The sequence below is a fragment of the Jiulongibacter sp. NS-SX5 genome, assembly GCF_052828545.1.
Map to the genome: position 1 here is coordinate 2,179,191 of NZ_CM128248.1, position 11,432 is coordinate 2,190,622.

General features: G+C 39.4%; 15 protein-coding genes. 8 read left to right on the top strand and 7 right to left on the bottom strand.

Going from position 1 to position 11,432, the window contains the following annotated elements; genetic code table 11:
- Window positions 1-3 precede the first annotated feature (3 nt).
- The 5 genes from chrA to ACUXV0_RS09690 all read right to left on the bottom strand — a co-directional run bounded on the left by chrA (window position 4) and on the right by ACUXV0_RS09690 (window position 3,836).
- Window positions 4-1,188 (bottom strand): chromate efflux transporter, encoded by a 1,185-nt coding sequence (chrA, locus tag ACUXV0_RS09670; protein WP_446189346.1) that lies wholly within the window; start codon window positions 1,186-1,188, stop codon window positions 4-6.
- A gap of 88 nt (window positions 1,189-1,276) precedes the next feature.
- Window positions 1,277-1,831, bottom strand: a complete 555-nt coding sequence (locus tag ACUXV0_RS09675; RefSeq protein ID WP_446189347.1) for a YceI family protein — start codon at window positions 1,829-1,831, stop codon at window positions 1,277-1,279.
- A gap of 13 nt (window positions 1,832-1,844) precedes the next feature.
- Window positions 1,845-2,804: an isopenicillin N synthase family dioxygenase gene (locus ACUXV0_RS09680; RefSeq protein ID WP_446189348.1), complete on the bottom strand. Its 960-nt coding sequence runs from the start codon at window positions 2,802-2,804 to the stop codon at window positions 1,845-1,847.
- Between the two features lie 78 nt (window positions 2,805-2,882).
- Window positions 2,883-3,497 (bottom strand): recombination mediator RecR, encoded by a 615-nt coding sequence (gene recR / locus ACUXV0_RS09685; RefSeq protein ID WP_446189349.1) that lies wholly within the window; start codon window positions 3,495-3,497, stop codon window positions 2,883-2,885.
- 27 nt (window positions 3,498-3,524) lie between these two features.
- Window positions 3,525-3,836, bottom strand: coding sequence for an ATP-dependent Clp protease adaptor ClpS (locus ACUXV0_RS09690; RefSeq protein ID WP_446189350.1), 312 nt, complete (start codon window positions 3,834-3,836; stop codon window positions 3,525-3,527).
- Window positions 3,837-3,904: 68 nt separating this feature from the next.
- Here ACUXV0_RS09690 and ACUXV0_RS09695 point away from each other — a divergent pair, with 68 nt between their 5' ends.
- Window positions 3,905-5,389, top strand: a complete 1,485-nt coding sequence (locus tag ACUXV0_RS09695) for a sodium:solute symporter (protein WP_446192808.1) — start codon at window positions 3,905-3,907, stop codon at window positions 5,387-5,389.
- Here ACUXV0_RS09695 and ACUXV0_RS09700 read toward each other — a convergent pair.
- Entirely contained in the window at window positions 5,364-6,605 is a 1,242-nt protein-coding gene (locus tag ACUXV0_RS09700) for a T9SS type A sorting domain-containing protein (protein ID WP_446189351.1), read from the bottom strand. The genes ACUXV0_RS09695 and ACUXV0_RS09700 overlap by 26 nt on opposite strands.
- Window positions 6,606-6,757: 152 nt before the next feature.
- On the opposite strand from ACUXV0_RS09700, the gene ACUXV0_RS09705 reads away from it, so the two are divergent.
- Both ACUXV0_RS09705 and ACUXV0_RS09710 read left to right on the top strand, forming a co-directional pair.
- The gene (locus ACUXV0_RS09705; protein WP_446189352.1) at window positions 6,758-7,222 is read left to right on the top strand and encodes an NADH-quinone oxidoreductase subunit A; all 465 of its coding nucleotides are present in this window, start codon (window positions 6,758-6,760) and stop codon (window positions 7,220-7,222) included.
- Window positions 7,219-7,731: an NADH-quinone oxidoreductase subunit B gene (locus tag ACUXV0_RS09710; protein ID WP_446189353.1), complete on the top strand. Its 513-nt coding sequence runs from the start codon at window positions 7,219-7,221 to the stop codon at window positions 7,729-7,731. The genes ACUXV0_RS09705 and ACUXV0_RS09710 overlap by 4 nt, the downstream gene beginning before the upstream one ends.
- A 36-nt stretch (window positions 7,732-7,767) precedes the next feature.
- On the opposite strand, the gene ACUXV0_RS09715 is transcribed toward ACUXV0_RS09710, so the two are convergent.
- The gene (locus ACUXV0_RS09715) at window positions 7,768-8,076 is read right to left on the bottom strand and encodes an SCP2 sterol-binding domain-containing protein (protein ID WP_446189354.1); all 309 of its coding nucleotides are present in this window, start codon (window positions 8,074-8,076) and stop codon (window positions 7,768-7,770) included.
- Window positions 8,077-8,258: 182 nt separating this feature from the next.
- On the opposite strand from ACUXV0_RS09715, the gene ACUXV0_RS09720 reads away from it, so the two are divergent.
- From ACUXV0_RS09720 to mscL, 5 genes are read left to right on the top strand one after another with little or no spacing between them, the layout of a single operon-like run.
- Entirely contained in the window at window positions 8,259-8,861 is a 603-nt protein-coding gene (locus ACUXV0_RS09720; protein WP_446189355.1) for an RNA polymerase sigma factor, read from the top strand.
- A complete protein-coding gene (locus ACUXV0_RS09725; RefSeq protein ID WP_446189356.1) occupies window positions 8,861-9,061 on the top strand; it encodes a hypothetical protein in 201 nt (66 codons plus the stop codon). The genes ACUXV0_RS09720 and ACUXV0_RS09725 overlap by 1 nt, the downstream gene beginning before the upstream one ends.
- On the top strand, window positions 9,054-9,884 hold the full coding sequence (locus ACUXV0_RS09730; protein WP_446189357.1) for a mechanosensitive ion channel family protein: 831 nt from the start codon (window positions 9,054-9,056) through the stop codon (window positions 9,882-9,884). Before ACUXV0_RS09725 ends, ACUXV0_RS09730 begins: the two co-directional genes overlap by 8 nt.
- A 24-nt stretch (window positions 9,885-9,908) precedes the next feature.
- Window positions 9,909-10,829 (top strand): DUF3078 domain-containing protein, encoded by a 921-nt coding sequence (locus ACUXV0_RS09735; RefSeq protein WP_446189358.1) that lies wholly within the window; start codon window positions 9,909-9,911, stop codon window positions 10,827-10,829.
- Between the two features lie 31 nt (window positions 10,830-10,860).
- Window positions 10,861-11,268 (top strand): large conductance mechanosensitive channel protein MscL, encoded by a 408-nt coding sequence (mscL, locus tag ACUXV0_RS09740; protein ID WP_446189359.1) that lies wholly within the window; start codon window positions 10,861-10,863, stop codon window positions 11,266-11,268.
- Window positions 11,269-11,432 lie beyond the last annotated feature (164 nt).

An 11,432-nucleotide genomic window follows, 5' to 3' on the forward strand; every position in this document is an offset into this window, starting at 1 on the left:
GATTTATAGGTTAAGTAGTACACCCAAAAGAAGGCCAAACAAGATAACTATATACGAAGGTACCTTGGTGGTTATCAACACAATAAATGTAACGAAAACTGTCCAAACCGACAGCATATTATCAGACATGGGTTCAAAAAGGCTAATACCTGCCGCTATCGTTAGCCCAGTACTTGAAGCATTGATTCCTTCAAGAGAAGCTCTTACTGCCCGATATTGCTTCAGCTGATTCCAGAACCTTACCACAAAGAAAATCATCAGTATACCGGGCAGAAAAATACCTAAGGCGGCTATACCAGCACCTAAAAACTGTCCACTTACTCCCCATTCTCGCATCGATAATGAACCCACAAAAGAAGCTATGGAGAATGTAGGTCCCGGCACTAGTTCACTAATGGCTATCCCAGAGAGAAATTCGTCTGAACTCAAATAATGTTTAAATTCCACAAACTCATTATAAAGTAGTGGTTTCATGATATGCCCACCACCAAAAGCCAGACTACCGTTACGATAGAAGTTTTCAAATAATCGTACGGGATAGTTTTGTGTAAACGAACCTACAGCTATGGCAACAATAAATACTCCGGCCCACAATAGAAAATTACCCCAATCAATATGCAGTGGATATTTCTCCAACTTCTCTTGTTTATCGTATTTAAAAGCGGCGATTATACCTCCCAGCAAAATCACTAAAGGCGTGATATACGGAGACCTGTATAAAAAGGCCAAACCAGCACCCGCCACCATGAGCATCCAGCTCGTTTTAGTTTTTATTACTTTTCTACCAATGATATAAGCAGCATAAAAAACAAACGAGACCCCCATTGGTTTTATAAATCGAGTAATTTGAAGCAGATAATCACTATCAATAAATGTTACCGCCAGGGCCGCACATGCCATAATCAATGTGGCCGGCAGTATCCAAACCAATAAAGTCAGGTAGGCTAAAAGCGGGCCACCAAGCTTAAAGCCTATGGCAGTTAAAGTTTGCGTAGAAGTGGGCCCCGGGAGTATCTGACATAAAGCCTGAAGTTCCATTAGTTCGGCCTCAGTGAGGTATCCACGCTTGATCACAAACCTCTTGATAAACATGGTCAAATGCACATTAGGCCCACCAAAGCCTGTTATAGCAATGGCCAGCACATCTTTAAGAAAGATGAAATAGCGTATCTGACGGGTTTTCTTCAAAAGGTTAATATTGAAAGAACAATCTAACAAAAAAAAGGATCGACCCGCTTAAGGTCAATCCTCTTTTCGACAGATCATAAGATTCTATCTATTTAGCTTGAACTACTTCTAAAGTCACATCAGACCAGGTTTTACCCATATGAAGTTCCTTACAAGCTTCGTGAATACCTTCAAGAGCAGCATTACCGCTGAAGTCTGAAATAATATCAATCGTTCCACTGACTACAGTGGTAGTATCTGTTTCAACTACGTCAAAATCGAAAGTTTTCTCTACTCCATTCATGGAAAGTGTAACAGGAATTTTACCTTCTGCAGCAGCTCCGTATGAACCAGTAATTAAAGAATCAGAAAGGTTGCCGAAAAAGAATTGCTTTATTTTCATGTCTCTATCTGGCACACCAGTATTTACGGAGTATGTGTTGATTGTAAACGAGTTACCATCAATACTAATATCATCAAATGAGCCAGGCACTCCTACTTTCTCAGGTGTCTTAAATGCCGTCCAGGTTAGTTTTGTACTTTCTGTATCAAAAGAATATGCCGTGGCTTCGGCTGCTTCTGTAGTGCTTTCTTCTGATTCTGAGGAGCTACTACACGAGCTCATCATTACTGCCACACCTAAAGCTAAAAGTAAGTTTTTCATAAAGTTTAATTGTTTATTTTTTTAGTCCTAATTCTCTTAATCGTTCATCTAAAAATTCACCTGCCGTCATATCCACATATTTCTTCGGATTCTCCGCCGTCACACAAGACTCCAGACAAGTTAGATCCATATCTGCTCTCGGGTGCATAAAAAACGGAATACTGAATCTAGAGGTTTTCATTTTCTCTACAGGAGGATTGACAACTCGGTGAATCGTAGACTTTAACTTATGATTTGTCAGTCTATCCAGCATATCTCCTACATTGATCACGATCTGGTCTGGCAGTGCCGTAACAGAAATCCATTCGCCATCTGCTCTCAGCACCTGTAAGCCATCAGCCGAAGCTCCCATTAGTAAGGTTATGAGGTTAATATCACCATGAGCTGCAGCTCTTACTGCACCTTCTTCTAATAGTTCGGGATTTTCAATCGGGAAATAATGCAATGCTCGCAGAATGCTATCTCCTTGGTAAACTTTCTCCTCAAAATAATCCTCAGGTAGATTTAAGTAAAGAGCAATGGCTTTCAGCAATGTCCTTCCTGTATTCTCAAATGTCTTGAAAGTTTCTGTGGTATATTTCTCAAAATCAGGCACCTCCGCAGGAAAGATATTATCAGGCATATCTTCTCGGGGATTGAGCTGACCTATATGATAAAACTCTTTTAAGTCAGGTTTTTTAAAACCTTTTGCTGTCTCTTTATTCTTTCCAATGTAGCCTCTTTGACCAGCTAACTCGGGAAACTCGTACTTCGTTTTGAGCTCATCATCCTGGTAAAAGAATTTTTGCACAGCATCATACAGCTTCTCTCTAAGCTCATCTGACAGTCCATGATTTTTGACAGCCACAAAACCAATATTGGTAAAAGCAGCCCCTATTTCATTCACAAACTTTTGCTTCAGCTCTGGATTTCCGCTGGTAAAATCAGCTAAATCCACCGAAGGAATGCTATCTAAAAGCTCTTGTTCTTTCATAAATCAAATACTTAAATCACCCAAAAATAAGGGTTTCGTTGGTACTTCTATAATACTTTTATCACCGCAGTCGGTGACTTACTGCATATTTGAGATAGTTCTACTCATTATGCTTCTACCCAGGGTTATTTCATCGGTATATTCTAAATCACCCCCTATTGGTATTCCTCTGGCTATAGTGCTTATCGTTATCTCAAACTCTGCCAGCTTCTTTTGAATATAAAAAGCAGTAGTATCACCCTCCATGGTAGGTGGCAAAGCCAAAATAACCTCTTTTACCTCGCCTCCCTTTTCCCTGATTCTTCTAATCAGACTTTCAATGGTCAAATCTGCTGGTCCTATACCAGCAATGGGCGATATTACTCCTCCCAAAACATGATAATGACCTTTATACTGAGCCGTATTTTCAATTGCCAATACATCACGGGTATCCTGCACTACGCAAATCTGCGTTTCGTCTCTATTGACAGAAGTACAAATTTGACAATACTCTGCATCAGATATATTATGACACTGCCTGCAATACTGCGTCTTGGTACGCAAGTCTATCAGAGCCTTGGAGAGCATCTCTGTTTTACTCTGATCAGTTTTAAGTAAATGCAGAGCTAATCGCAAAGCGGACTTCTTACCTATTCCAGGCAATTTAGAAATCTCGTTTACAGCTTCTTCTATGAGTTTTGAGGGGTAATTCAATGGAAAGCGTTTTGATCAGACTTTAGCTTATTTCATCATAACCTCTGCTGAGATTCCTCTTCGGCAGATTTCGTTTCTTTTGGCAACTAAATCTTCATAGTCACCATTCTTTACTCCACATTTCCCTTTTAAATGGATAATCCAGGCACATTGCTCGGCCTGCTCGGGAGCATGATCACACACATCCACCAGTGTATCTATGACATGGTCAAATGTATTTACATCGTCATTAAAGACCACCAAACTCCAGAGTTTGACATTCTCAATAACCTCCTCCACCACATCCTGTATTTCTATCTCAGGTTCTTCCTGTGTATTCATCATCAATACATTTTTCATTTTACAAATTTATCAAAAAAAGCCGTTCAGGTAAATCATTATCTTTGAGCCAAAAATTTGAAAAGCTTATGTCAGCAGGTCTGGCCATTACTATCCTTGTCGTCTATTTCCTGGTTTTAGTTTTTATCTCAATCAGAACCTCTAAAGGGGCTGACACCAATAGCTTCTTTACGGCAGACAAACAAGTGCCGTGGTATTTGGTGGCCTTCGGGATGATCGGGACCTCACTATCGGGCGTTACCTTTATTTCAGTACCCGGTGCAGTAGGTACAAAAGACTTCTCATACTTTCAGATGGTACTGGGCTACACCCTTGGCTATTTCTTTATAGCTACGGTTTTAATGCCTCTTTACTATAGACTGAACCTCATCTCGATTTACACCTATCTCGATAAACGTTTTGGATTCTGGTCTTACAAAACCGGTTCAGCGTTTTTCTTACTCAGTAGAACATTGGGCTCCGCTGTAAGACTTTATATAGCCGCTATGGTGTTGCAGATCGCCATCTATGATCCCATTGGGGTACCCTTCTGGCTATCTGTTCTCATCACCATTGCCCTCATTTGGGTTTATACTTTCAAAGGAGGGATAAAGACTATCGTTATCACAGACACGCTTCAAACCACATTTTTGATCACGGCTGTAGCTCTGACTATCTTCTTGATTTCAAAAGAAATGGGGCTTGACTTTTCAGGTATTATAAGTACCGTAGGAGAAAGCTCCTACTCTGATATATTTTTCTTTGAAGGGGGCTGGGCAGACTCTCAAAACTTCTTTAAACAGTTCTTATCCGGTGCTTTCATTGCTATTGTAATGACTGGTCTTGATCAGGATCTGATGCAAAAAAACCTGACGTGTAAGAATATTGGCGAAGCACAAAAAAACATGCTTTGGTTTACCATAGTCCTGGTGATTGTAAATCTTATGTTTCTAAGCCTGGGAGCTCTCATGTACATCTATGCTCAGAAAGAAGGGATAGACATCCCAGCCAAAACAGATGACTTATACCCAATGATGGCTTTAAAGCATTTTGGTTCTTTTGAATTGGGCACGGGAGGAGTATTGGTAGCCGTTACATTTTTGATAGGTATTACTGCTGCTACTTATGCCAGTTCAGATTCCGCATTGACGGCCCTAACCACAGCTTTTTGTGTAGACTTCCTGAACTTTGATAAGCGTGAAGAAAAAGAGAGAAAGCGTTTGAAAAACATCACACACATTTCATTTTCGCTGATCTTTTTCGTGGTTATTCTCATTTTCCATTCGCTAAACAGTACAGATGTTATTTCTGCTACTTTCCAGATCGCGAGTTACACCTATGGTCCTCTTCTTGGGCTCTTTGCCTATGGTATTTATACTAAGCGAGGCGTTTATGATAAAGCAGTGCCATATATATGCATAGCTGCACCTATTCTGACGTACTTTGCAGTGTACCTGATTGAGAATTACACTTCCTATAAATTTGGATTTGAGAACCTTCTGCTAAATGGACTTCTGACCATCATTGGCTTGATGATCTTTAAAGATTCTAAAACTTCATCAGCCGCTTTGTGATGAGCTGCTGATTTGAAATAATCTTCAAAAGATAGCTTCCTGATGGGAGTTTGGAGATATCAATTTTTGGGGTGGCTTGTTTGACCGTGTCAAATTGCCATGTGGACAGCACTTGACCGGATGTGCTCCATAATTCAAGTTGTGAACTATCTGATCTTAAACTACTTGGTATAGCTACAGAAACAGACTCTGAGGAAGGATTCGGATAAATCAAGACAGGTAAAGTCTCTTCTTTGGCCAGAACTGAAAACTCATTAAGATTATTTACGGTCCAGCCCATTTCATGCAGCATGGTTAGCATAATACCTCCAGGTTTATGCAATGCCTCTGAGCTATTGACCGTAGGAGACATTAGGGAATATCGTGTTCCAGCAGGATATTGATCTTCATCAAGATGCGAGATACTTCTCCCCTCCTTATAATTGAATGGAGCATGAAGTTTAGGCGGGTTATCTGAGAAATTTGTGTTAGAAACTCGAAAATAAATTTCATTGCTCAGCAATTCATCTTTCAATTCATCAGAAGGGTTCTCAAAAGCATTGGTATCCTGAAGACGTACATTTTGAGCATTTTGCACAAAAAGATCATATATATAAGGATAGCCACTTTGTCCCCATTGACCTTCATTGGCTGTATCATCTAGCTTCAAGGAAGAAGAAAATCCCAAACCATGGGCTATTTCATGTAGAACTACGGTAGCCAGATCAAACTTCCCTTCAAAAACAGAACCGTCAGTAGCATACGACCAGCTGATATTATCATTCATCGTGATATTGATATCATAATCACCACCATTCAGATCCCGGCCTCCCAAAGCCTCAGCCAGGGCCACCACATACCAGACATCGTTATAAGGAGCACCCGAAAAGTTTCTGAAAATTTGTGTAGCACCTGAATAAGCCAGGGTATTACCCGGTAAACTCTCCCAACTTGCTATTATTCTGATAGGCTGAGGAGACACCAAAATACTCTCCCAAATACTGGCCGCATATTCAAAGGCAGCCTTTGCAGCCGTTGGGAAGTTTTCATAAGTCACTTCTAATGAACTAGTGGCTCCTGTTTTTAATTTATTTTGAGAGAATGCCTGAGTACTTATTAAAACATCAGAATGATCAGCCAAACATACAATCTGAGCCGCAGAGGCACTTTGTTGGGACCAAACCTGACCAACACTTATCAGCAATAAAATGATGAAGAATCCTACCTTTCTCGTCATATCAATTTCTACGGTGAAACACCTCAAAAAGATGCTCTAACCTTTACTTTTTGACACAATAGCTAATTCATGGATACAAAAAAGATGATTTATCTTCAAAAGAAGACATAGTAATGCAGTAATTTAAATTCACTATCGTAGGTTTGTATCCAATGGCTCAAAACTACTTCTTTATATTGCTATTTGTGATCGGGGCATTCCTTATGCTCACGGTCATTTTGGCAATTGCCAAATTCTTAAGACCCAACAAGCCCAACCAGGAAAAAGGTAGTTCATATGAATCTGGAGAAGAAGCTGAAGGTGATGCTATCATCAGTTTCAATATCCGTTTTTATATCATAGCTATTATTTTCCTACTGTTTGAGGTAGAGCTGGTATTTCTATTTCCATGGGCCACTGTTTTTGGTAATGCCGAGCTTATTGCAGAGACCAACGGAAGCTGGGCATGGTATGCAATAGCAGAGATGTTTATTTTCATTGGTGTACTGGCACTTGGGCTGGTTTATGCCTGGAGAGAAGGTCATCTCGACTGGATCAAACCAGAACAGGAAGCCACCAATTTTGAACCGAAAATACCTTTAGAAGCTTATCAAAAGATAAACGAGAAGTATTCATGAGTTTTGAGTCATTAGAAAAAAGTGAGCATATCAAAGATGGTGGCGGTGAAGTAATCCTCACTAATCTGGATGAACTTGCCAACTGGGCCAGGGCTAATTCACTATGGCCATTAGGATTTGGACTGGCCTGCTGTGCTATTGAAATGATGGCATCGATGGCTTCTAATTATGACCTCGAACGCTTCGGTATTTTCCCAAGAAACTCGCCGAGACAAGCAGACCTGATGATTGTTTCAGGAACTGTGACGTTTAAAATGGCCGATAGAATTAAAAGACTCTATGAGCAAATGGCTGACCCGAAATATGTGATTTCTATGGGAAGCTGCTCTAACTGTGGAGGCCCGTACTGGGAGCACGGCTATCATGTAGTAAAAGGGGTGGATCGGGTTATACCGGTAGATGTCTATGTACCCGGCTGCCCGCCTAGGCCAGAGGCTTTAATTGGTGGTATTTTAAAACTACAAGAGAAGATAAAAACAAAAGAGAGCTTAAAATCCATCAAGGCTTAAACTCTCTTTTATTCAAGGCAAGCTCAGGTTTGAGCATTACATAAAGCCTAAAAGCTTAGCGTATTTCATCATTGCCCCAGGGTTTGAGACTTTAAGCTTTCCGAACATCATTGCCGTCATTGGGTTCATATCACCCGAGGCTATTTTTACAAAGTTCTCGGGACTAGCCTTCAGTGTTACTTCAGACTCACCATTAAGACCATCAGATAATTCTGCTACACCATCTTTAACAGTAATGGTATATTGCTCATCTTCAAGGTCGAAATGTAGGGCTGTGTTTAAATCTTTATTTTCTTCTGCGTCCACCTTTGGTGGTACGGTCTCTAAAAATTCTCTTGCTGTCATTTGAGGTAATAATTAAGTGAACTGGTTTTGTCTACCTATTTAATTGCATTATAGACAAAAAAGTTTGTTTGTTTCGTACAGACCAACTGTTTAGCTCACTTATTAAGCTTATTTTTGCTAAAATCTGGTCAAAGAAAATTTTTAAATTTTATCCGTTACTTTTCATAAAAGCTGTGTCATAAATGAGCACTCAAGAAATTGGCAGTATTAAAGACGAAGAACTTGTAAGGCTTTATGTAAGCACTCAACGAAACCTCTATTTTGAGGAGATTTATGAACGATATTCTGAAAAGGTCTATCGGAAATGCCTTTCTTTTATAAAAGATCAGGCCAAAGCAGAGGATTTTGCTCATGACATTTTCCTTAAAGTGATCACCAAAATAGGGACGTTTAAAGAAAATGCCCGTTTTAGCACCTGGCTGTATTCCATCACCTACAATTACTGTATGGATATGCTCAGGAAAAATAAAAAACTCAAAGAAGACGCCATTGACGAACCAATGGAGTTTGAAGAAGAAGTAGTAGATCATGAGCTTCTGAGCATGAAAAAAGAAGGTTTACAGAAGAGTCTTGAGCAGATTTCCTCGGATGAGAAAGCCATGCTACTCATGAAGTATCAAGACAATTTCAGCATCAAGGAAATTGCAGATACTTTTGAGATTTCTGAAAGTGCAACCAAGATGAGGTTAATGAGAACCAAGGAAAAAATGAAAAAGCTGTACTCAGAGCATGTCATTTTAATTACTCTTCTGGTGCTCAAAATTTTACTCTTATTCAAAAGATAATGGCTGAAAATAATTTCGATTTAAACAAGAATGAAAAGTTTCAGAATGCCGACAAACTCAAAAAGGAGTTGGTATCTGAGATTGACATTATTAGAGATACCATGGTCATGGCCAATATGTTTATGGGTGAACCCATGAGAATAGCAATGAAACTATTAGAAGAATTACAAACCTCAAAACCGTCAGACAAGAATGAATAAGCTACCAAATCTCAAAGACATCCTAATTCAGACTTTTGAGAATCTGATTACCAACTTTAGCTCGTTTACTTCTAACTTTATTGGAGCAGCGGTCATATTATTAGTCGGTTGGCTTACAGCCAAAATTGCGAGTACAGTACTCAAAAATGTATTTGCACGAATTGGTATTGATAAAATAGGTGATAAGATCAATGATATTGACGCCATTAAGAAATTCAATCTGGATATTAAGCTAAGTGCTGTAGTTTCTAAGATTGTTTACTTCTTCATCTTCTTGTTCTTCCTTATTACAGCCGCAGATACCTTAGGTGTGCCAGCTATCTCCAATATGTTTGCGATGGTGGTAGAGTTTATCCCTAAAGTACTGGCAGCGGCCATCATGATTTTAGTAGGATTACTATTGGCAGATGCCGTAAAGAACTTTGTGGTAGGCCTGTGTGAGTCTTTCAATATTGCCTCTGGTAAATTGATCGGTTTGGCAGTGTTCTTCTTTTTGCTCGTAATTGTTGTCATTGCGGCCTTAGGACAAGCCGGAATAAATACCGCACTTCTAGAAAGCAGTTTCAATATTCTTATTGCAGGTATTATCCTATCCTTCTCTATCGGTTATGGTTTTGCCTCCAAAGAGATTCTTTTGAATATCATCAGTTCTTTCTATTCAAAAAACAGATATGAAGAGGGCCAAATCCTGGAAATAGACCAGGTAAAAGGTGAGGTTACCAAAGTTGACAATACCTCTATTACTCTAAAAAGTGGTGAAACAGAAACCATTTTCCCACTTCGTGTTCTTCAATCAGAAAAAATAATAGTACATAAATCTTAGAAAACCCCAATTAGAAAATTCATCATGAGAAAACTATTTTCCATTGTATTCTTAAGCGTTATCGCTTTCCAGGCATCTGCACAAGAAGTGGTTTTAAAAAACCTAGAAGATTCACTTAGAGTCGGATGGTGGGATAGAAACACACAGCTTGCCGTTAACTTCTCACAAGCTTCATTTAATGACAGCTGGCAGGGAGGAGGAGTAAATAACTTTGCCCTGGGTTTCTTATTTAACAACCTAGCTGTGAAGCATAAAGGCAAAGGTGTATGGACAAACGACATCCAGTTTCAATATGGCTTTTTAAGAAATAAAGGACTTGATCTGAGAAAAAGTGTTGACCGACTTTTTGCAGAAACCAAGTACGCCAGTTCTCTTTCTCCAAAAGTAAACTGGTTTGTAGGTGCTAATCTTTTAAGCCAGTTTGGTCCAGGCTATAATTTCAGTGACGACGGGAGCAGAGGTAACATTATCTCTAGTATTTTCGCCCCTGCTTTCTTATCTGAGGGTGTTGGCATTGAATATAAGCCGGTTGATTATTTCACACTTTCTTTGGGAGGTGCTACCATCAGACAAACAATTGTAGGTAACAGTACAGTATTCGAAAACACCCAGCAAGAAGTCACACTAAAAGACGGTACTGAAACTGTAGCTTCATACGGTGTTTTGGATGGTAAGAAACTTCTAAATGAATTAGGTATTCAAGCCGTAGCGGCCTTTGACAAGAATTTAACCGAAGGCTTAAACCTGAAATGGAGATACCAGGCTTTCAAAGCTTACGCAACCGAAAATAAGCCCATTGACCATAACATTAACTTAATAGCTACCTCAAAAATTGGTAAGTATTTTAATGTTAACTTTACTTTGATTGGTATTTATGATAGCGATCAGGTACAAAAATTCCAGCTTAGCCAAGGGCTATCTGCAGGATTCTCATTAGCACTCTAAACTTTTTATTAACCCATAAACTTAAAACCCCATGTTTAAAGAATTCAAAGAGTTCATCATGACTGGCAATGTTATCGACCTTGCCGTAGCCGTAATCCTTGCCGGAGCCATTGGTCTTGTGGTAAGCGGATTTGTTGCAGACGTAGCAATGCCAATAGTTGGCCATTTTGCTGGCGGACTAGACTTCGCTGACCTGAAAGTAGTATTAGATGAGGCTGTAGTAGCTGCTGATGGTACTATCGAAAAACCAGAGAACGCTATCCGTTATGGTAAGTGGATTAACAGCATCATTAACCTGATCACCGTTGGTTTAGTTTTATTCATCATCGTGAAGGCTTATAACAAAACGAAGAAGCCTGAGCCGGTAGTAGAAGAAGCTCCAAAAGGACCTAGCGAGATCGATTTATTAACAGAAATCAGAGACGCTTTGAAGAAGTAATTTTCTAATTTTCGTATAGAAGTCAAAAAGGGAGATTCAAGACGAATCTCCCTTTTTTTATGTTACGGTTCCCAATTTTCTTAAAAATATGTTTCATACACCATCCAGAAGGTGTATTTTTGATTATGCTAAAAACTTTGCCATTCAATAAGTTTTTAAGCTGT